Below are 20,243 nucleotides of genomic sequence, written 5' to 3' on the forward strand. Positions count from 1 at the left end.
TTGAAGACTCGTCGAGACCGCGTCGCACGACCACAATGACCCCATTCCAATCACTCGCAACCGGAGTCAAGCCATGAGCCGCATCACCATCCCCGCCGTCGATACCGCCACGGGCGACACCGCCGGGGTCTACGCCAGGGTTCGCAAGGCCGCTGGCGGCAAGCTGCCGAACTCGTACGCCGCCATGGGTTACCTTTCACCGTCGCTGACCACCGCTTACCTCGATGCCGACGCCGCCCTCCAGTCGTCGGGGCTTTCCCGCAAGGACCTCGAAACGATCAGGCTGCTCGTCAGCGCGAAGGCCGGCTGCGACTACTGCGTGGCCGCCCATAACATGCTGGGCAAGCTGGCGGGGCTCGGCGACGACGACGTGCGCGCCATCCGGCAGCTCGAGACCACGGGTGACGCGAAGCGCGATGCGCTGATCCGCTTCGTGCTCGGCATCCTGCGCCAGAGCGGGACCGTTCCCGCCAGCGCCGTGGACGAAATCCGCGCCGCCGGCTACACCGACGCGCAACTGGTCGCCATCGCCTATGCGATCGCCATGATGACCTTCACCAACACCTTCAACCGCATCAACGACACGGACATCGATTTCCCGGCGGTCGACTGAGGAGTGCCACGTGCGCGCCGCAAGGCGCGCACATCGTTGGGCCCCAACATGTGCCGATAGGCCTCGCCTCTCGCCACCATCGGATCAATCAATTTTTGCAATCCTCTTCACGCGCCTATGATCGAGCGAGGAGTTGCGATCCGTTGCTGGCTACCCAGAGGAGATGCGCCCATGTCGACCGAAGCAAAGTGCCAGTTCAAACACACCGCAGGTGGCGGCACGACCAACCGGGACTGGTGGCCGAAGCGCTTGCGCGTCGACCTGCTCAACCAGCATTCCGCGCGATCCAACCCTCTCGAGCCGGAATTCGATTACGCCGAAGCCTTCGAGAAGCTGGACCTCGCTGCGGTGAAGAGGGACCTGGCCGCCCTCATGACCGATTCGCAGGACTGGTGGCCCGCGGACTTCGGCCACTATGGCCCCCTGTTCGTCCGCATGGCGTGGCATAGCGCTGGCACGTATCGCATCGGCGACGGGCGCGGCGGCGGCGGGCGCGGACAGCAGCGCTTCGCGCCGCTCAACAGCTGGCCCGACAATGTCAGCCTCGACAAGGCGCGCCGGTTGCTCTGGCCCATCAAGCAGAAGTACGGCAGCAGCATCTCCTGGGCCGACCTCATGATCCTCGCCGGTAACGTCGCCCTCGAAAGCATGGGCTTCAAGACCTTCGGGTTCGCAGGCGGCCGCGAAGATACCTGGGAGCCGGACGAAGACGTCTACTGGGGCAAGGAAACCGAATGGCTGGGCGGCGATCACCGCTACGGCAAGGTACAGCCGGACGACGAGGGCATACTCGTCGCCGATCCCCACCTGCATGGCACGGAGGAAGACCGCACCGATCACGGCCGCGATCTCGAGAATCCGCTGGCGGCAGTGCAGATGGGCCTCATCTACGTCAACCCGGAAGGACCCGAGGGCAAGCCCGATCCTGTGGCGGCCGCGCACGACATTCGCGAGACCTTCGCGCGTATGGCGATGAACGACGAGGAGACCGTCGCCCTCATCGCCGGAGGGCATACCTTCGGCAAGACTCACGGCGCCGCCGATGCCGCGAACGTGGCCGTCGAGCCGGAAGCCGGCGAACTCGAGCAGCAGGGTCTCGGCTGGAAGAATGCTCATGGCAGCGGCGTGGGCGCCGATACCATCACCAGTGGACTCGAGGTCACCTGGACGCAGACACCCGCGCAATGGAGCCAGCATTTCTTCGAGAACCTGTTCCGGCACGAGTGGGAGCTGACGAAAAGCCCCGCCGGCGCGAACCAGTGGGTGGCGAAGGATGGCGATGCCGTGATTCCGGATGCGCACGGCGGCGCGAACCGCCGGCCCACCATGCTCACGACCGACCTCTCGCTGCGCCTGGATCCCGCCTACGAGAAGATCTCGCGGCATTTCCTCGAGCATCCGGATGCCTTCGCCGACGCGTTCGCACGCGCATGGTTCAAGCTCACCCACCGCGACATGGGCCCCCGCGCGCGCTACCTCGGCCCGGAAGTGCCGGATGAAGAACTGATCTGGCAGGACCCGGTGCCCAAGGTCGATCATCCGCTGGTCAGCGAGGCGGATATCCAGGCCTTGAAGGACAAGGTGCTGGCCTCGGGCCTCGGGATCGCCGAACTGGTCTCGACGGCCTGGGCTTCCGCTTCGACCTTCCGCGGCGGCGACAAGCGCGGCGGCGCGAACGGCGCGCGCATCCGCCTCGCGCCACAGAAGGACTGGAAGTCGAACCAGCCGGAACGACTGGCGAAGGTACTCGAGGGACTGGAAGCGATCCGCACCGACTTCAACCGCGCGCAGACCGGCGGCAAGAAAATCTCGCTCGCGGACCTCATCGTGCTGGCCGGCGGCGCGGCCATCGAAAAGGCGGCACGCGAGGCTGGGCATCCCGTCACCGTGCCCTTCGCACCGGGTCGTACCGACGCATCGCAAGAGCAGACCGATGTCGATTCCTTCGCGCCGCTGGAACCGGTGGCCGACGGCTTCCGCAACTACCTCAAGGCGGCTTACAGCGTCCCGGCCGAAGCATTGCTGATCGACAAGGCCCAACTGTTGACCTTGACCGCTCCGGAGATGACTGTCCTCGTCGGCGGTATGCGTGTCCTCGGCACGAACGTCGACGGCAGCAGTCAGGGCGTGCTTACCGACCGCCCCGGCAAGCTCACCAACGATTTCTTCCGCAACCTGCTCGACATGCGCACGGAGTGGAAGCCGACCTCGCCGGCCAGGGAATCGTTCGAGGGTAGCGAACGCGGTACCGGCAAGCTCAAGTGGATCGCGAGCCGCGTCGACCTGGTCTTCGGCTCGAACTCGGTGCTGCGTGCGCTGGCGGAGGTTTATGCCGGAGCGGATGCCGAAGAGAAGTTCGTCAGGGACTTCGTGGCGGCGTGGACGAAGGTGATGAACCTGGACCGTTACGACCTCAAGAGGAAGCCGCGGACGGTGCCCGCGCTCGAAGCGGCGTGATGTGACGGGTGTGGGCCTCCTTGACGGAGGCCCATGCCTCTATCGGACAGCCGTCACCTGCCAGTCGCATCGATGCCCTTGATTCGCCCCAAGGAAGGCAGACTATCTGGCTTCCGTTTTGTCGATCGGGGGATTCATGCGCAAGTTATCCAGATCGCTGCTGCGTGCGGCGTCGGGCCTCTGTTTCGCGCTGTTGCTGGCCATGCCCGTCGTGGCGAGCGATACCGCGAACGCGGATCTGCAAGAGGCGTTGGAACGGCTGGCCAACGAGGCTACACCGGGCGTCCTCGGTGTGACCGTGGTGGACCTGGACACCCATGCGCGCGCCCGGGTCAATGCCGATCGCGCGTATCCGATGATGAGCGTCTTCAAGGTTGCCGTGGCGGCCGCCGTGCTCGCGCAGGTCGACGCCGGCCAGCTCGCTCTCGACCAGGAAGTGGTCATCGATCGGAAGGATGTCGTGGGCGGTGCCGCCGTTCCCTCCATCGGGGCTCATTTCAAGGGCAGGCAAATGTACTTCACCGTCCAGCGGCTGCTGGTTGCGGCCGTGAGCGAGAGCGACAACACGGCCGTGGACGCCCTGGTCCGGTTGCTGGGGGGAACCCAGGCCGTCACGGCATACCTGCGTTCGCACGGGATCGACGGCATGCGGGTGGACCTCAGCGAGGCGGAGGTGGGCAGCATCTTCGCGGGAACATCCAACGGCGAAACCATTCCCGAAGACGAAACCGTCCGCGATGAACTGGCCCGGCGGCGTCGCGGCTACCGCGCGTTCATGGCCGATCCGCGCAACCGCACGACGCCCGATGCCGCGGTCGATCTCCTCGGGAAGCTATGGCGCGGCCAGCTGCTTTCCGCAGCCTCGACCAAACGGCTGCTCGGACTCATGTATGACCAGACGGTACCGAACCGGCTGCGTGCAGGGCTCCCCGCCGGCGTGCGTTTCGCGGACAAATGCGGAACTTCCTCCACGCTGGAAGGCGAAACCGCGGCGTTCAACGATATCGGCATCCTCACCTGGCCGAACGGCCATACGGTGATCGTGGCCGCGCTGCTGACCGGATCGCAGGCGAATGCCACGGACCGGAATGCGCTCTTCGCGAAGATCGGCAGGATCGTGGCCGGAACGGCCCCGGCTCCCTAGCCACTCCACTCAGTGGTATGATGAAACTAATGCCACTCGCCGGAGGTGCAGCCATGCGCAAGAAGCGCTTTGACGAGATGAACTGCACGATCGCCCGCGCCCTCGACCAGGTGGGCGACTGGTGGACCCTGCTCATCATCCGTGAAGCCACGCAGGGAACCACGCGTTTCGACGAATTCCAGAATGAGCTGGGCATCGCGCGCAACATCCTCACGGCCCGCCTCGAAAGGCTCATCGAGCAGGGCATCATGGAGCGGTTCCCGCTGGAGAACCGCGCCAATACCGACGGCTATCGCCTGACCCGCAAGGGTGAGGAACTCTACCCGGTGCTCGTCACGCTGAAACAATGGGGCGACCGCTGGGTCGCACCGAACGGCAAGCCCACCACCCGTCTCGTCACCGCGGACTCCGGTCACGCGATCGAGAAGATCACGGTGCACGGCCCCGACGGGAAGCCGCTCTCGTTCCGCGACGTGCGCTTCGTCCCGGGGCCCGGGGCTACGGCGACGACGAGGGCGCTGATCGAGAATCGCAACTTCAAGGTGCTCGGGGGATCCTGACCCGGAGGCCTGCCCTTTCAGGCGGCTGCCGCGACCCCTGCCGACGTACGATCGTGGATCGCATGGATCCGCCGGTGCGCCAGTTCCGCGGCGACCAGCGCCAGCAGCATGAAGCCCGAGGCCACGAGGCCGAGATTGTGCGCGCCGACGGTGGCGAGACCTGCCGCGCCCAGGGCGCCCGCGGCTGAAACGCCGAAATAGGTGCCCGCGGTGTTGAGGCCCAGCACCACCGGTGCCGTGGCCGGCGCGAGGTGCACGAGCCGGTGCTGCTGCGGCACCTGGAATCCCCAGGCGCATGCGCCGAACACCACGATCGACACGACGCCCGTCGCTACGGATGCCGTCGCCCATGGGACCATGGCCTGGTTCACGATCAGTATCGTGAACATGAAGAGCAGGACCTTCCGTGAGCCGATCCGGTCGATGTAACGGCCGGCGAGCAGGTTCATCGCCGTCCCCGCCGAACCCCACAGCACGAGCAGCAGGCCGAGGAAGCCGGTGCTGCCGCCGATCACGCGATCGAAGACCACGGCGAAATAGGTATAGATGATGAAATTGCCGGTCTGCCCGAGCAGCGTGGTGAGCAAGGTCAGTGCGACGCGGCTGTCGTGCAACGGCGCGATGCGCTCGCGCAGGCTGATCTGCGGCGGCAGCGGAACATCGTGCAGCAGCGTCGCGACGCCCACCGCGGCGACGCTAGCCAGGGCGGCTACGAAGACCATCGTATAACGCCAGTCGCCGAGGCCGCCGATCACGGTACCGATCGGAGAACCAAGCGCCGTGGCGAAGGTCAGCCCCGCGATGATCACCGAGAGCGCGAAGCCGCGCCGCTCGGGAGGAACGAGCATGGTCGCCGTACCGGTGGCGGTCGGGGCAAACATGGCGGCGCCCAATCCAGCCAAGGCGCGGGTGGCCATCGCGAACCAGAATGTCGGTGCCACCGCGGTCAGGAGGTTCGCCACCACGAAGATGGACAGGCTGCCCAGCAGCAAGCGCTTGCGAGGCACGTGGGCCGCGATGGCCGCGATGAAGGGCGCGAGGATCGCGTAAGACAGCGCGTACGCGGTGGTCATCTGGCCCGCGGCTCCGATGCCTACGTGGAAATGCGCGGCCAGTTCGGGAAGCACTCCGGCGACCACGAAGCTGTCGGTGCCGAGCGAGAACATGCCCAGGGCGAGCATCAGCAGCCGGCGGTCCATGGGACTCCTGAATTATAAGTTTCTTCATGCAACTGTAGCGCCATAAGTAGCATCATGCAACTATGATTCCGGTCGTCGCGTAACCGGACCGGCGCGTGCGGCGAATGCACGCATAGAAGGGCCCAGGCCCGAAGCGAAGAGAGCCATGCCATGAAAACGATCGCCTTCCTTGCCACCGCGATGCTTCTGGGTACCGGCGCGAGCGCTGCGCCGCTGCCATCGACCAACGCCACGACGACCTACCGCTATGCCAGCGTGGACGGGGTGCGCGTGTTCTATCGCGAGGCGGGCCCGAAAGACGCCCCGACCCTCGTACTCCTGCACGGTTTCCCATCCTCATCGCGCGAGTTCGACAGCCTGATTCCCCAGCTCGCCACCCGTTACCACCTCGTCGCACCGGATTTCCCCGGTTTCGGGCAGAGCGATGCGCCCGCTCCTTCGAACTACGCCTACACCTTCGATAACCTGGCGAAGACGACCGACGGCCTCCTGGAGAAGCTAGGGCTCAAGCACTACGCGCTATACCTGCACGACTACGGCGGCCCGATCGGTTTCCGCATCATGCTGGCGCACCCGGAACGGGTAGACGCGCTGATCGTGTCAAACGCGAACGCTTACCAGGAAGGCCTCGGCAAGAAGTGGACGGCCATCGCCGAGTACTGGAAAGATCCGCAAGCCCATCCGGAAGTCTTCGACAACTTCGTCTCGCGCTCCGCCACCGAACTGCGTCACACGCTCGGCAGCTCGCATCCCGAACGCTACAACCCGGATACCTGGACGGATGAATTCGCACATCTGTCGCAGCCCGGCCAGCGGGAGATCCAGGCGGCGCTGCTCTACGACTACCGGACCAACGTGGCGGCCTATCCGACATGGCAAGCCTGGTTGCGCAAGCACAAGCCGCCGACTCTCGTCGTCTGGGGCAAGAACGATCCCTCGTTCATCGGTGCCGGCGGCGAGGCCTACAGGCGAGACGTGCCGGACGCGGAAGTGCACCTCCTCGACGCCGGTCATTTCCCTTGGGAAGAGCAAGGCGATGAGATCGCCACGCGGATCCTGGCGTTCCTCGACAAGCAGTCAGGCCGGCGCTAGGTCGAGCACCGCCTCGCAATGTCGGTACGCCCTCGCTCTTCCTCGGCGACCACAATTAATTACGCACGATTCGCTACATATTGCGAATTGTCATCTTTTTGCAAAAGTAATGTTTATCTCCAATCGTCGGGATTGATAACCTGACCTCGGATTTGGCACGACGCGTCTGCCAGGCCGACGCTGCATGGGTGTGTGGGAGCCCCATGCAAGTTCAATCGTTCCGGGGGGGATAAGAAATGAACGACCCATGATGACCAGTCCGTCTGGAGTAATGCGCTTGCATTGAATAAACCAACTTCACGGGCAAGGAATACATGTCGAATTCTTCGAAGCATCTGCGTCGCTCGATCCTGGTCGCCGCCATCGCCTCATCGCTGATGAGCTTCACCACGTTTGCGCAAGACGCCACGTCCACCAATGCCGGCACCGACGGCAAGGACGCACAAAAGCTGGAAGCGGTAACCGTCACCGGCTCGCTGATTCCGATCACACAGATTGAAACGGCCACGCCGACGGTTACGATTACCGCGGAACAGATCAAGGCCAAGGGCTTCTCCACCATCGCCGAGGTCCTGCAGGCCTCCTCTTTCGCCACGGGTTCCGTGCAGGGTGCCCAGTTCAGCCAGGGCTTCACTCCTGGCGCTCAGACGCTTTCCATGTTCGGCCTGCCGGTCGGCTTCACCAAGTACCTGATCGACGGCCGGCCGATGGGCAACTTCCCGGCCCTCTACAACGGCAGCGATTCCTTCAACTCGATCTCTGGCATCCCGGCGGACCTCGTCGACCATATCGACATCCTTCCCGGTGGCCAGTCCTCGCTGTACGGTTCGGACGCCATCGCGGGCGTCATCAACATCGTGCTGAAGAAGAAGATGGACCGGCCCACGATCGACTACCGCTATGGCTGGACGTCGGAAGGCGGCGGCCAGTCGCATCGCCTGTCGTTCGCGGACAGCTTCCATTGGGACAAGCTCAATGTCCTGGTGGGCGCACAGCTCGAGAAGGTCGATCCGATCTGGGCTTCGCAGCGCGACCTCTCCAAGCAGTATTTCACGGGCAACCCCAACAGTCCCGCAGCCGCGGGGCGCGACTTCCTCGTGAACTCGCTGACTGCGAGCAGGAACAGCTACATCTTCGCCGACCCGAACGACTGCGCCAACACGGTCGGCCTGATGCATGGCGGTGAGGGCAAGCGGTATCGCGCCGGCCAGGCCAACCCGTACTGCGGCTCGTACAACAGCCCGGGTTTCCGCACGATGCAGAACGAATCGAAGAACGCCGACTTCTACACGCATGCGACCTTCGACGTCACGCCCAACACGCAGTTGTACGGCGATTTCCTGTACCACCACGGGGAGCAGAAATGGAGCTCCGGGCCGAGCTACATGTGGTGGGGCTCGCAGGCGGACTTCGGCCCGATCTACGACCCTAACCTCGACGACTACGTCGCGCTCCAGCGCGGCTTCACCGACGAGGAAGTCGGTGGCTACAAGAACATCATGAACAAGCAGACGGAAAACAGTCTGATGGTCACCTTCGGCGGCAACGGCGTATGGGACCAGAAGTGGAACTGGGACCTCGGATTCACGCACAGCGAAGACCATCTGAACAGCTCGTCGATCGACCGACTCGCCGACAAGATGGATAACTTCTTCGTCAACAAGTTCATGGGCCCGGATCTCGGCCCCGATCCGTACGACGGCTCGTATCCGACGTACGCCGTCAACTACGACCAGTTCTACCGCCCGATCACGGCTGCCGACTTCGCCAGCTTCACGACGCGCGACCACACCAAGGCGAAGACCTGGGACAACATGCTCCGCTTCCAGGTGACCAACGGTGAGCTGTTCTCCCTGCCCGGCGGCGACGCGGGCATCGCCATGGTCGCCGAAGGCGGAAACCAGGGCTGGGCCTATACGCCGTCGTACAACATGCTCAACGGTAACGTCTGGGGCGCTTCGGACGTGCAGGGCGCGGGTCATCGCAGCCGCTATGCTCTGACCTCCGAGTTCCGCGCACCGGTCCTGTCATGGCTGACCTTCGACGTTTCCGGCCGTTACGACGGTTACAAGGTGGCCGACCAGACCATCGCGCATGGCACGTACAACTTCGGCATCGAGGTGCGCCCGTTCGACACGCTCCTCCTGCGCGGCAAGTACGGCACGGCGTTCAAGGCCCCGAACATTTCCGATCAGTTCATGGGTGAATCGGGCTATTACAGCAGCGTGACCGACTACGCGAACTGCGCACGCCTCGGCTTCGACCCGGCCCACTCCGACCAGTGCGATCCCAACTACAGCAACGCACAGTTCAGCGGCAAGCAGTCGGGCAATCCGGCACTCCAGCCGATCACCGCGAAGGTGTGGAGCTATGGCTTCGTGTGGTCTCCGATCGCGCGCATGAGGTTCTCGGTCGATTACCTGCACTGGGATATCTCGAACGAGGTCGCCCAGGAGTCGGCTGACAAGCTGTCGCTTGACGAGTACCACTGCTACAACGGCGACTACAATGCGAGCAGCCCGACCTGCATCAACGCCTTCTCCAAGATCACCCGCAATCCGGCGACGATCGACGGTCTGCTCGGCACGATCGACACGATCAGCACGCCGAAGGTGAACGTGTCGAACGAGAAGGTGAACGCACTCAATGCAGAGTTCAGCTATATGCTCCCGACCACGCGGCTGGGCACGTTCATGTTCGACACGAGCTACAGCAACGTGCTGAAGCACACCTACCAGCCGCTGCCGGGCGACGATTACATCGACTACCTGCGCGCTCCGGACTGGTCCACCGACTTCAAGACCAAGGTGAACGGTTCGGTGTCGTGGATCAGCCCGAACGACCAGTGGGGCGCCACCGTCTACTTCAACCGCTACGGTTCGACGCCGAACTACGCGGCCACGCAGTCGGGCGATTACACGAGCAAGGGTGCCGGCAAGCTGAAGCCGTGGATCACGTACAACGCCTCGGTCAGCTACAAGGGCTTCAAGGACCTGGAGCTGTCGTTCCTCGTGAACAACGTGCTCAACAAGATGCCGCCCAAGGATCGGACCTACCTCGGCACCGAGACGAGCCCGTGGGACCAGTTCAACTACAACATCTACGGCCGCACCATGTACGTCGAAGCGAACTACAAGTTCTGATCGCCGGAACATAAGCAGCTTTGTATCAAGGGGACAGGGACGTCCCTCCTTGCAGGGAAGAACATGAAGAAGCTCTGCTGCGTGGCAGTCATGGCTGCCATCCTGTGCGACTGCGCTCCCATGCCTCGAAAGACCGGTGAGGTCGAATGGAAGGCCGTGGTCGACATGGGACAGGCGCGTTACACGTTGAAGCCCGAGCAGGCCGCGACCCAGGCCAACCCGGTCGATCACGTGGCGCCGGTCTATCCGCCTGAGCTGGTCAAGCGGGGCCTTCCAGCACGGGATATCCGCGTCAAGGTCATCGTGAGCGCGACCGGTGAAGTGACCGAAGTCCGCAGCGACGACCTTGGCAGCGTCAGCGATCCCGTTTCAATCTCCTTCTTCAATGCTGTCGTCGCGGCTGTCGGCCAATGGCGTTACAACCCGCTGCTGATTACCGATTGGGTGACTGATCCAGATGGAAGCACCCATCGCGTGGCAGCCAAGCCCGTGCCATTTTCGATGGACTACATTTTTCACTTCGAAGTGATCGGGGGCTCTCCTCGAGTCGCAATGAAGAAATCCGGCGAGTCGGGAAATAGCGGCGCACCATGACCGTGGACACCTAGACACCCCGCCCATCGACCCGAGGAGGCGGTCGGCGGTTCCATGCGGGGTGTCGATATCTGCGCCCATGGACCAAGCGACGGTCACCGTGACGTCGAAACGCCACGCGCCAGTGCTACCAGATGCGGACGCGCTCCGACGGCGCGAGATACAAACTGCCCCGCCTCACGTCGAAGGCGTCGTACCACGCGTCGACATTCCGCACGGTGGACAGCCTCACGGCCCCCGGCGGGTGCGCATCGGATTGCAGCACGGTACGGAGGTATTCCTGCCGATAGCTGCTGCGCCACAACTGCGCCCACGCGGTGAAGAACCGCCGGTCGGCGGCACGGTCGGCGGCGCCGGCTTTCGCTGCTCTCGCAACGAAGGCATCGTGCGCCGCCAGCAAGCCGGCCAGGTCAGCCAGGGATTCGCCGAGGACGAGCCGGCCGTTCACGCGGTTGCCCGGTAGCGGCTCGTAGCCCTCGAGTTGCTCGATCAGCGCGCCGGCCTTCGCTTCGAAACGACGCGCGTCCCTTACGTTCCACGTGTCGCGCAGGCGACCGTCGGCGTCGTAATGGCGCCCCTGGTCGTCGAACAGGTGACTCAGTTCGTGACCGATGGTGGCCCCAAGGCGGGCATAGTTGACCGCAGGATCGGCCGCGGGATCGAACAACGGCGGCTGCAACAGCGCCGCTGGAAAGATGACCTCGTTCGCCGCTGCGCTGGCATACGCATTGGGTACGCTCACGGGCGAATGCCACACCGCGCGGTCGATGGGCTGCTTCAGGCCCGCGACGGCCTGCTCGAAGCGCCATGCCGTCAGCCGGGCGACATTGCCGGCGAGGTCGTCCTCGCGGAGCGTGACCTGCGGGCTTGGCGGCCAGATGTCGGGGTACCCGATGCTTATGCGTGTGCGCTTCAGTTTTCGACCAATCTCCGCGCGCGCGGATGGCGACAGCCATGCGGCCTTGTTCACCCGCGAGGCCAGCGCGCCGCGCACCGCCTCCGCTATCTCCCGCGCCTGCTCCTTGGCGGAGGGCGGAAAATGCTGCTCGACATAGGCGCGGCCCAGTGCCTCGGGCATCAGGTTGGTGACCAGGTCCACACCACGTTTCCACGCCGGCGCCTCGACGGTCGTGCCACGCAAGGCCGTGCCGACATAGGCGAAGCGGACGGCCGCGATACGGGCGTCCACATAGCGGCTGTACGTGTTCAGGAGCCTGAGCCTGAGCAGGTCGCGGAGCACGCCGAGCGGTGCCTCGGCCACCACGTCCAATTGCGCCCGCAGTACTTCGGGGTGCGCAACGTTCACGCTGTCCGGCTTGTCGATACCGAGCGCGGCAAACCATTGCGGCCACGGGAAGTTCGGCACGAGCGTCGACAGTTCCCGTACCGTGAGGGGATGGTAGGAGGCCGTTGCATCCCGTTGGGCCGCGAGGCCAGGTTGCGACGTTGCCAGGCGCGACTCCAACGCCAGTACCGCGTCGACACGCCCGGCCGCGTCCGGCGCTGCGACGCCCGTGGCAGCGAGCATTGCAACAAGGTACGTGCGATAGGCATCGCGACGCGCGCGTGCCTGGCCTTCGGCGGCCTGGTAGGCGCTGGCGTCGGGCAGTCCGACGCGCCCTTCGCGAACCGTCAGCATCCGCTGGCCGGGGTGCCCGTCGTCGTCTTCGATGACCGGTACGACGATGGTTCCGACGTCGATACGTGCCAGCCGGCCGATTTCCGTCGCGAGCGCGGCGTGATCGCGGATCTCATCGATCCGTGCAAGCCACGTCTGGAGAGGGCGAAGGCCTTGCCGGTCCCGCTCCGGCTGATTCAGGTAGCTCGCATAGAGGATGCCCATCGGCGCCTTCGCGACCGCGGCCTCCTCCACCAGCGCACGCGCCTGTTCGATGGCCTGGGCCTGGATATCCTGCCACGTGCCGATCGAAGCACGATCGGCGGGCGCCGGATGATCGTGTGCCCATGCGCCATTTACATACAGATCGAAGTCGTCCCCCGGCGCCACCTGCGGTGTGGGTGCCGTCGATGGCGGCACCGGGAGGGCCGACGGGACATCCCGCGCAGGCAGGACCGTGGACGCCGTGCCCAACAGGCCGGCGAGGAGGACGAGGATGGGTTTCATGGGATGCTCCAGGGAAGCGCTTTGCGCCGGTGCCATCCAAACGCCGCGCGACCGGCCATTGGATGTTTGCGGTCGCTCATCCAATCGCCGGTCCGCATCCGTTATGCCAGGACCCATCCAGGAGATTCCCATGCTCGACGCTCATTTCCTCGGCAGCGTGATTACCGCGCTCGCCATCCTCATCGTGCTGCACCAGCTCATCCGGCTGGCCATGGTGGCCATGCTGCATCGGACCCTTCGCCAAGCCCTGCAGGCAGGCGTCCCCCTGACCGTGGAACAGCTGGACCGCGCGCTCGGCCGGGCCCCCGCCGTCGAACGCGCCGCGATGGATCGCCGCAACGGTCTGCTCCTCATCGCGATCGGTGTGGCATGCGGCGGGTGCATTGCCTTGCAGGGCACGCCCGAGGCCATGCGCGTGGCCGCCGGCGCGGCGCTCTTCCCGCTTCTGACCGGCCTCATGCTGGTGGTGCTGTCCGTGCGGGCGAACCGTGGCCAGTGATACCGAACCCAGCGACGACACGCTGAACCGGCGGGTCATAGCCGGGGACCGCAGGGCGTTCGACGCACTGGTGGCGCGGCACGAGGCGCGCTTGCGCGGCTTCCTGCGAAAATTGTGCGGGAACGCGGCGACCGCCGACGACCTGGCCCAGGAGACCTTCGTGCGCGCCTGGCAACGCTGCAGACAGTTCGACGGGAAAAGCAGCGACAGCAGCTACGCCGCGTGGCTCGTGCGCATCGGCTGGCGCCTCTTCCTGGACCATGAGCGCCACGAACAGCATGTGCGGCGCAAGCATGCGCAGTCGGCCGATCCGTTCACAACTGCCGACCCCAACCCGGGAACGCGGATCGACGTCCTCGCCGCGCTGGCCACGTTGCCGTCGCGCGAGCGCGCATGCATCCTGCTATGCGACGTGGAAGGCTGGTCGCACACCGAAGCGGCGAAGCTCCTGGAGCTTCCGCTGGGCACGCTCAAGAGCATCATTCCCCGCGCGCGCGACATATTGCGCCGCCACCTTACCCCCGCATCGGATACTCCGCGATGACACCCGACAACCATGAACTCGGCAGACTGCTGGCCGGCACCGACACGGAACCCGATGCGCGCTTCATCGAGCGCACGCAGCGCGTCATCGCGGTGGAAGCACTCGCACAACTGGAGAAGGCCAATGCGTGGCGCGCATGCCTGCGAGACCTCGCAATCGCCGCCACGCTCATCGGCGGCATGCTCGTCGTGTCGCTCGTACTGCTCCACCATACGAGCGGTTCGATGCTCGTGGCACCGCTGGCTCTGGGCGTCGCCTTCTGGGCGATGCTCCATGACTGGTCGATGCCTGCTTTCGACGGTGCGTCGCGCGATGCAACGGCAGGCCGATGAGGACGCACTGAGATGGACCGCTTCGCCACACTGCAGGTTTTCGAAGCCGTGCTGGAGACTGGATCGTTTTCGGCGGCGGCACGGCGGCTCAATCTCGGCCAGCCGGCCGTATCCAAGGCCATTGCCCAGCTCGAGGAAGGCCTGCATGTCCGGCTGTTCCTGCGGAACACACACGGACTGACGCCAACGGAAGCGGCACGAGCGTTCCACGAGCATGCGCATCTGGCGCTGAGGCACCTTGAAGACGCCGACCATGCCGCGCGCGGCGAAGGCGCGGCCCTGACGGGTGTGCTTCGCGTCAGCGCACCGGTGACGTTCAGCCGGATGCAGATCATTCCGCACCTGTCCCGTTTTCTCTCGCAGCACCCGGGGCTGCGTGTCGAGATGCTCCAGGACGACCGGCCGGTCGACCTGCTCGAAGCGGGCGTGGACCTGGCGCTGCGCATCGGTGCCCTGGACGACTCGTCGATGACCGCCCGGCGCCTCGCCGGCACCGGGCGCGTGCTCGTAGCCTCTCGCGGCTATGTGGACGCTCACGGCGCGCCCGCCGATCCGGCGGCGCTGGCCACGCATGCAGTGCTGTCGTACGGCCATGGCGGGCTGGTGCGCGAATTGATCGCGAGGCAAGGCGAGCGGAGCGAACGCGTGCCTGTCGCCGGCCCCCTGCATGTCACGGCCGCGGAAGGGCTGCGGGCGGCCATCCTCGCTGGACTCGGGATCGGTGTGACGTCACGGTGGGTGGTGCAACCGGAACTTGCCAGTGGCGAGGTACTCGAACTCTTGCCCGACTGGTCTTTCGGAGACCTGTCACTGTGGGCAGTGTTCCCGTCGGGTCGCATGCCGAGTGCCAAGGCACGCACGTTCGCGGCGTTCGTCGAGGCGCTTATGCGCCCGGACGACGCCGATGCCCTCAGTGCGCCTGCTGCGGTCTGGCCAGGCGGCGCCGCACGAAGCTGAGCAGCAGCGCGGCAAGCGGCAACGCACCGCCGAGCATGCACACCGCCGCCCACCCGCCATGGTGCCAGGCGGTCGCGGCCAGCGACGAGCCCAGCGCGCCGCCAAGGAACATCGTCGTCATGAACAACGTGTTCAACCGGCTCTTGTACTCGGGATGCAGGCCGTAAATCAGGTGCTGGTGCGAAACCAGCGCGATCTGCACGCCGAAGTCCAGCACGATCACGCCCACGACGAGTCCCGCAAGGCTCGGCCACAGCCCGAACACCAACCACGCCACCACCGTGGCGGCGGCGCCCAACGCAATAACCGGAGCCGGTCCCCGGCGGTCTGCCATGCGTCCGGCCACCGGAGCCATGGCCACGCCGACCGCACCGACGATGCCGAATAGACCCGCCGACGCGGCGCCGAGATTCAGCGGCGGCTCGGCCAGGCGGAGCGCCAGCGTCGTCCAGAATGCGGAGAAGGAAGCGAAGAGCAGCGCCTGGGTCACGGCGGCACGGCGCAGCGCCGGTTCGTCACGCCAGAGATGGATGAGCGAACCGAGCAGGTCGCCGTACCGGAGTTGCTTCGCCGGACGATGCGTCGGCAGGCTACGAGCCATGAGCACGGCCCCCAGTACCGCGAGGGGCACGGCCAGCCAGAACATGGTCCGCCAGCCGGCGATGCTCGAGACGAGGCCGGCGAGCGTGCGGCTCAGCAGGATGCCCGTGAGCAGGCCGCTCATGACGGTGCCGATGGCCGCGCCACGTTTTTCCGGCGCGGAGAGGATCGCGGCGAACGGCACGATTTGCTGCGCCACGGTCGCGGCTGCGCCGACGAGGACGGACGCAACGGCGAGCACGGCAAGACCCGGGGCAAGCGCCATCACGACCAGCGCCAGCGCCAGCACCCCGAACTGCACGACGATGAGCCTGCGCCGCTCGAGCATGTCGCCGAGCGGCAACAGGAGCAGCAATCCCGCCGCATAGCCCAGCTGGGTCAGCGTGGGGATCCAGCCGCTGACACGCACGTCGTGCAGGGAGGACGACATGACGCCCAGCATGGGCTGGTTGTAATAGATGGACGCGACGGCAAGGCCGGCCGCCAGCGCCATGGCGAAAAGCGTGCCTCGACCCGGCGCGGAGGCGGGTCGAACGGAGGAAGACATGGTGGTTCCCGGACGAAGAAGACTGTGGTGCATGCTACCCGTCGAACCGTCGGCCGGTCAGTGGGGCGGATGGATATTGGTCATTCCTGTAGGGAATGGGCCCTCCGGTAGCTCCGGTGTCCGGGACCGCGTCAGGGGGTCTACCGCAGGCAGCCTCTGCTCTTCTTCCGTCAGTCAACGAGCTGAAGGGAGGCTGGAGACGGCGCCCTCAGCAACATCCCACGTGGTCTTCGGCTTCCCCGCCGGGTCGAAGAAGGTAAATCGTCCGCCTCGACCTTTGGCGGTCGCCTCGAAGAGGCTCACATCGCCGATGGCGGCATCGGCATATTCGAGCACAAAGGTAGCTGACCGGTTCCTGTCGTCGACATACATGCCGATGGCGTCCCGGTCGGGATAGTCGAACGAGATGGCACCACGTCCGTTGCTCAGCCACGACATCCCACCACGCTCATCGCCGACCGTGTTGTGGATGATGACCCCGATGGAGTCGCCCAGGCGGTGGAAGTTCGCGGGGACTTTCCCCTCGATTTGCGGAGTGAACGATTGCCCCACGGTGAGGCGGTCGTGCCCCTGCTCATCAAGGAACAGCATGGCAACGGAGCCGGCATCGTGCCGGATGCGGTTGGGGACGTCGGGGAAGGGAGCGCCCATGACAATGCGTGCCCTGCCCTGTGCATCGTCAACCACTAGTCCGCGCACATGAAGAATGTCAGGTTGCCCGCTCGTGGGCGCTGTTGCCAGGGCCCATCCTCCACTCAGCACCATCGACACCATGAAAAGACCGAGGCAAAGCAGGGTCAACTGGCGGTTTTTCTTTTCAAGCCGCAACAGCCTGTCTTCGATACCCAAATACATGTCAGTTCCCCGGCGGCGATGGGAGTCGTTCGATGCCTTTCAACGGGAGAAGCTGAGCGCGGGAAAATCCCTTCAATGCAACGTGTCCGACCGCTTGGGATGGTCACGTGCCTTGGCCCGTCAGTCGGGCCGTTAGCCCGCCGATAGGGCCGCCCTCAACAAAGCATCTGTTCGTGCGAGAAGCTGGAGCGGGTGAAGGGAATCGAACCCTCGTCAGTAGCTTGGGAAGCTACAGCTCTACCATTGAGCTACACCCGCGTCGGGCTCGGATGGTAATACGACTTCGGCGGCCGGGGCAAAGGTGGCGGTTGGCTGAACATGGCGGCGAATTCCTGCGCCGTCGGCAAGGGGCGCGCGCATAATCGGCTACGGGGATCCTTACGAGGGCCGGAACATGCATCGTGCGCTTTCGCTAACCATGGCCGCAGGGCTCGCGGTCGTCGCGGGATCGGTCGTCGCTCAGTCGCGGACCGTCGCCACCGACGCCATGCCCAAGCCGGGCGTCAGCTATATCTCGGGGCCGTCGGGGCCGGTACGCAAGGAAACGGTCAGCACCGGCAGCCTGCCCCAACCGGCCCGCCTCTACGTGGGTGGCCAGGTTGCCGTGGGCGGCGGCAGTTCACAGGGCCAGGTCGACTACGGAGACAACGGTTCCGTGGCGGAAAGCGGCTATTACTACGGCGGTGGCTATCCGCCGGGCTACGGCTGGAACGATCGCGACGGGCGCGGTGGCCGCGACCGCGACCGCGACCGCGATCATGGCCGGCCAGGGCACGACCACGACGGGCCCGGCGGTGGGCATGGCGGCCACGATCACGACGATGGCCGAGGTGGCTCGCTCAGCCTTGCGGCAGGAAGCGTCGGGAATACGTCGGCGAATGGCGCGCCAGTCAAGCTGGCCCCGGAGCGGCGGCCGGACCGCGGCGATCGCGACCGGGGCTGGAACCGTGGGTACTACGGGAACCCGCCGGTGCAGCCGGGCACGGGGTTCACGAACAGCCGGGCGCCGCAGCCGGGGACCGGCATAGGCTCGGGGAACCAGCCGGGCACGGGCATCCCGATGCGCGGTGGCGATGGCTGGCGCGGGCGGTGATCGCCGCCGAGGCGCTCCTACCCTCGGGGTAATGGGGCCGGTAGAATCGGCGGATGCAGATTACGCTCAACGGTGACGCGCGCGATTGCGCGCCCGGTACTTCCGTGTCCGCCCTCCTCGATGCTGCCGGTTATGCCGGGAAGCGGGTGGCCGTGGAAGTGAACCTCGAGATCGTGCCGCGCAGCGCGCACGCGACGCACCTGCTCGCCGAAGGCGACCGGGTGGAGATCGTCCACGCCATTGGCGGCGGCTGACGCCGCGCCCCGACGGAAAACCGCATGAACCACTTCGCTCCCGCCGCCACCGATCCCTTGATCGTCGCCGGCCGCACGTTCCATTCGCGCCTGCTTACCGGCACGGGCAAGTACAAGGATTTCGACGAGACCCGTCGCGCCACCGAGGCCGCCGGCGCGCAGATCGTGACCCTGGCGATCCGCCGGGTGAACATCGGCCAGGACGCGAGCCAGCCGAACCTGCTGGACGCGTTGCCGCCGGACCGCTTCACCCTGCTGCCGAACACGGCCGGTTGCTATACCGCCGACGACGCCGTGCGCACCTGCCGCCTCGCCCGCGAGCTGCTCGATGGCCACAACCTGGTGAAGCTGGAAGTGCTGGGTGACGAGCGCACGCTGTACCCGGACGTGGTGCAGACCCTCGCGGCCGCGGAAAAGCTCGTGGCCGACGGCTTCGACGTCATGGTCTACACCTCCGACGACCCCATCCTCGCCCGCCGTCTGGAAGAGATCGGCTGCGCCGCGATCATGCCGCTGGCCGCGCCGATCGGCTCGGGGCTGGGCATCCAGAACCGCTACAACCTGCTCGAGATCGTGGAGAACGCGAAGGTCCCGGTCATCGTGGATGCCGGCGTGGGCACGGCGTCGGATGCGTCCATCGCCATGGAGCTCGGCTGCGACGGCGTACTGATGAATACCGCCATCGCCGGCGCCAGAGACCCCGTGCTCATGGCGCACGCGATGAAGCTGGCCGTCGAGGCGGGCCGCGCGGCGTTCCGTGCCGGACGCATTCCGCGCAAGCGCTTCGCCTCGGCCTCGAGCCCTCTCGATGGGCTGGTCGGCTGAACATGGCGAACGACGAGACCAGCGGGGACGCCCCCTTCCACCGCCGCATCCGCAGCTTCGTCCTGCGCGAAGGGCGCATGACGCCGGCGCAGCAGCGCGCGTTCGATGAGCACTGGGAGCGTTTCGGGCTCGATTACGCGGGCAAGGAGCGCGACCTGGACGCCACCTTCGGCCGCTACGCGCCGCGTGTGCTTGAGATCGGCTTCGGTAACGGCGAAGCGCTAGCCTGGGCCAGCGAGCACGATCTCGCCCGCGATTACATCGGCGTGGAAGTGCACGGTCCGGGCGTGGGGCGCCTCATGAATGCGCTGGCCGCGCGCGAGGCGACCAACGTGCGCCTGTACAAGCACGACGCCGTGGAAGTGCTCGAGCACGACATCCCGGCGGGCAGCCTGTCGGAGGTTCGTATCTGGTTTCCGGACCCCTGGCACAAGAAACGCCACAACAAGCGCCGCCTGGTCCAGCCGGCCTTCGTGGAGCTGCTCGCCTCGCGGATGGCGGCGGGCGGCCTGCTCCACCTCGCCACGGACTGGGAGGCCTATGCGGAGCACATGCGCGAGACGATGGAAGCCGCTGCCGGCTGGCGCAACCGTGTCGGCCCGGGCCAGGTGGCGGAGCGTCCGGCGTGGCGCATCGAGACGCACTTCGAGAGGCGCGGCACGCGGCTCGGGCATGGCGTGTGGGACTTCCTCTACGAGTGGCAGGGCACGGCGGCCGCGGACTGATCGCGCTGCGATCGTGGCCCGGCTTCAGCCGGTATCCACGCCCAGCGCGTATACTCCTGCGGCAACTCCACAGCCTGGCAGCACC

At 65.8% G+C, this 20,243-nt stretch carries 19 protein-coding genes and 1 tRNA gene; 15 read left to right on the forward strand and 5 right to left on the reverse strand.

Translation table 11 applies throughout. From position 1 onward, the window contains the following. Positions 1 to 73: 73 nt before the first annotated feature. The 4 genes from ACR9ZH_RS04375 (at position 74) to ACR9ZH_RS04390 (ending at position 4,774) form a co-directional block, all read left to right on the forward strand. The gene (locus ACR9ZH_RS04375; RefSeq protein ID WP_481289531.1) at positions 74 to 613 is read left to right on the forward strand and encodes a carboxymuconolactone decarboxylase family protein; all 540 of its coding nucleotides are present in this window, start codon (positions 74 to 76) and stop codon (positions 611 to 613) included. Between the two features lie 171 nt (positions 614 to 784). Then, positions 785 to 3,070, forward strand: coding sequence for a catalase/peroxidase HPI (gene katG, locus ACR9ZH_RS04380; protein ID WP_481289532.1), 2,286 nt, complete (start codon positions 785 to 787; stop codon positions 3,068 to 3,070). Between the two features lie 136 nt (positions 3,071 to 3,206). After that, a complete protein-coding gene (gene bla, locus ACR9ZH_RS04385) occupies positions 3,207 to 4,214 on the forward strand; it encodes a class A beta-lactamase (protein WP_481289533.1) in 1,008 nt (335 codons plus the stop codon). Between the two features lie 53 nt (positions 4,215 to 4,267). Beyond that, a complete protein-coding gene (locus ACR9ZH_RS04390; RefSeq protein WP_481289534.1) occupies positions 4,268 to 4,774 on the forward strand; it encodes a winged helix-turn-helix transcriptional regulator in 507 nt (168 codons plus the stop codon). Between the two features lie 17 nt (positions 4,775 to 4,791). Here ACR9ZH_RS04390 and ACR9ZH_RS04395 read toward each other — a convergent pair whose 3' ends face one another. Then, positions 4,792 to 5,973: an MFS transporter gene (locus tag ACR9ZH_RS04395; RefSeq protein WP_481289535.1), complete on the reverse strand. Its 1,182-nt coding sequence runs from the start codon at positions 5,971 to 5,973 to the stop codon at positions 4,792 to 4,794. Positions 5,974 to 6,123: 150 nt separating this feature from the next. On the opposite strand from ACR9ZH_RS04395, the gene ACR9ZH_RS04400 reads away from it, so the two are divergent. The 3 genes from ACR9ZH_RS04400 to ACR9ZH_RS04410 all read left to right on the forward strand — a co-directional run bounded on the left by ACR9ZH_RS04400 (position 6,124) and on the right by ACR9ZH_RS04410 (position 10,802). Continuing rightward, positions 6,124 to 7,065 (forward strand): alpha/beta fold hydrolase, encoded by a 942-nt coding sequence (locus ACR9ZH_RS04400; RefSeq protein ID WP_481289536.1) that lies wholly within the window; start codon positions 6,124 to 6,126, stop codon positions 7,063 to 7,065. A 314-nt stretch (positions 7,066 to 7,379) separates the two neighbouring features. Beyond that, positions 7,380 to 10,208 carry a TonB-dependent receptor plug domain-containing protein gene (locus tag ACR9ZH_RS04405; RefSeq protein ID WP_481289537.1) on the forward strand — a complete coding sequence of 943 codons (2,829 nt, stop codon included), beginning with the start codon at positions 7,380 to 7,382 and terminating at the stop codon, positions 10,206 to 10,208. 63 nt (positions 10,209 to 10,271) lie between these two features. Next, entirely contained in the window at positions 10,272 to 10,802 is a 531-nt protein-coding gene (locus tag ACR9ZH_RS04410) for an energy transducer TonB (RefSeq protein ID WP_481289538.1), read from the forward strand. Positions 10,803 to 10,929: 127 nt separating this feature from the next. Here the strand turns inward: ACR9ZH_RS04410 and ACR9ZH_RS04415 are convergent, their stop codons facing one another. Beyond that, positions 10,930 to 12,927, reverse strand: a complete 1,998-nt coding sequence (locus tag ACR9ZH_RS04415; protein WP_481289539.1) for a M13-type metalloendopeptidase — start codon at positions 12,925 to 12,927, stop codon at positions 10,930 to 10,932. 130 nt (positions 12,928 to 13,057) lie between these two features. Here ACR9ZH_RS04415 and ACR9ZH_RS04420 point away from each other — a divergent pair, with 130 nt between their 5' ends. Genes ACR9ZH_RS04420 through ACR9ZH_RS04435 form a run of 4 tightly spaced genes read left to right on the forward strand, consistent with a single transcriptional unit; the run spans position 13,058 to position 15,259 of the window. Then, positions 13,058 to 13,426, forward strand: coding sequence for a hypothetical protein (locus ACR9ZH_RS04420; RefSeq protein ID WP_481289540.1), 369 nt, complete (start codon positions 13,058 to 13,060; stop codon positions 13,424 to 13,426). Continuing rightward, positions 13,416 to 13,970: an RNA polymerase sigma factor gene (locus ACR9ZH_RS04425; protein WP_481289541.1), complete on the forward strand. Its 555-nt coding sequence runs from the start codon at positions 13,416 to 13,418 to the stop codon at positions 13,968 to 13,970. Before ACR9ZH_RS04420 ends, ACR9ZH_RS04425 begins: the two co-directional genes overlap by 11 nt. Next, on the forward strand, positions 13,967 to 14,302 hold the full coding sequence (locus ACR9ZH_RS04430; protein ID WP_481289542.1) for a hypothetical protein: 336 nt from the start codon (positions 13,967 to 13,969) through the stop codon (positions 14,300 to 14,302). The genes ACR9ZH_RS04425 and ACR9ZH_RS04430 overlap by 4 nt, the downstream gene beginning before the upstream one ends. Positions 14,303 to 14,314: 12 nt before the next feature. Beyond that, positions 14,315 to 15,259, forward strand: a complete 945-nt coding sequence (locus tag ACR9ZH_RS04435; RefSeq protein ID WP_481289543.1) for a LysR family transcriptional regulator — start codon at positions 14,315 to 14,317, stop codon at positions 15,257 to 15,259. Here ACR9ZH_RS04435 and ACR9ZH_RS04440 read toward each other — a convergent pair. The 3 genes from ACR9ZH_RS04440 to ACR9ZH_RS04450 all read right to left on the reverse strand — a co-directional run bounded on the left by ACR9ZH_RS04440 (position 15,213) and on the right by ACR9ZH_RS04450 (position 17,519). Then, a complete protein-coding gene (locus ACR9ZH_RS04440; protein ID WP_481289544.1) occupies positions 15,213 to 16,406 on the reverse strand; it encodes an MFS transporter in 1,194 nt (397 codons plus the stop codon). The genes ACR9ZH_RS04435 and ACR9ZH_RS04440 overlap by 47 nt on opposite strands. Positions 16,407 to 16,580: 174 nt before the next feature. Then, positions 16,581 to 17,261 carry a hypothetical protein gene (locus ACR9ZH_RS04445; RefSeq protein WP_481289545.1) on the reverse strand — a complete coding sequence of 227 codons (681 nt, stop codon included), beginning with the start codon at positions 17,259 to 17,261 and terminating at the stop codon, positions 16,581 to 16,583. Positions 17,262 to 17,445: 184 nt separating this feature from the next. Next, positions 17,446 to 17,519, reverse strand: a tRNA-Gly gene (locus ACR9ZH_RS04450). A 136-nt stretch (positions 17,520 to 17,655) separates the two neighbouring features. Between ACR9ZH_RS04450 and ACR9ZH_RS04455 the strand changes: the two genes are divergently transcribed. Genes ACR9ZH_RS04455 through trmB form a run of 4 tightly spaced genes read left to right on the forward strand, consistent with a single transcriptional unit; the run spans position 17,656 to position 20,158 of the window. Beyond that, a complete protein-coding gene (locus ACR9ZH_RS04455; protein ID WP_481289546.1) occupies positions 17,656 to 18,354 on the forward strand; it encodes a hypothetical protein in 699 nt (232 codons plus the stop codon). A gap of 53 nt (positions 18,355 to 18,407) precedes the next feature. After that, positions 18,408 to 18,608, forward strand: a complete 201-nt coding sequence (thiS, locus tag ACR9ZH_RS04460) for a sulfur carrier protein ThiS (protein WP_481289547.1) — start codon at positions 18,408 to 18,410, stop codon at positions 18,606 to 18,608. A 24-nt stretch (positions 18,609 to 18,632) separates the two neighbouring features. Beyond that, the gene (locus ACR9ZH_RS04465) at positions 18,633 to 19,433 is read left to right on the forward strand and encodes a thiazole synthase (RefSeq protein WP_481289548.1); all 801 of its coding nucleotides are present in this window, start codon (positions 18,633 to 18,635) and stop codon (positions 19,431 to 19,433) included. A 2-nt stretch (positions 19,434 to 19,435) separates the two neighbouring features. After that, the gene (gene trmB / locus ACR9ZH_RS04470) at positions 19,436 to 20,158 is read left to right on the forward strand and encodes a tRNA (guanosine(46)-N7)-methyltransferase TrmB (protein WP_481289549.1); all 723 of its coding nucleotides are present in this window, start codon (positions 19,436 to 19,438) and stop codon (positions 20,156 to 20,158) included. The last annotated feature ends 85 nt before the right edge of the window (positions 20,159 to 20,243 follow it).

This window comes from Luteibacter sp. SVR4-7G (assembly GCF_056755555.1).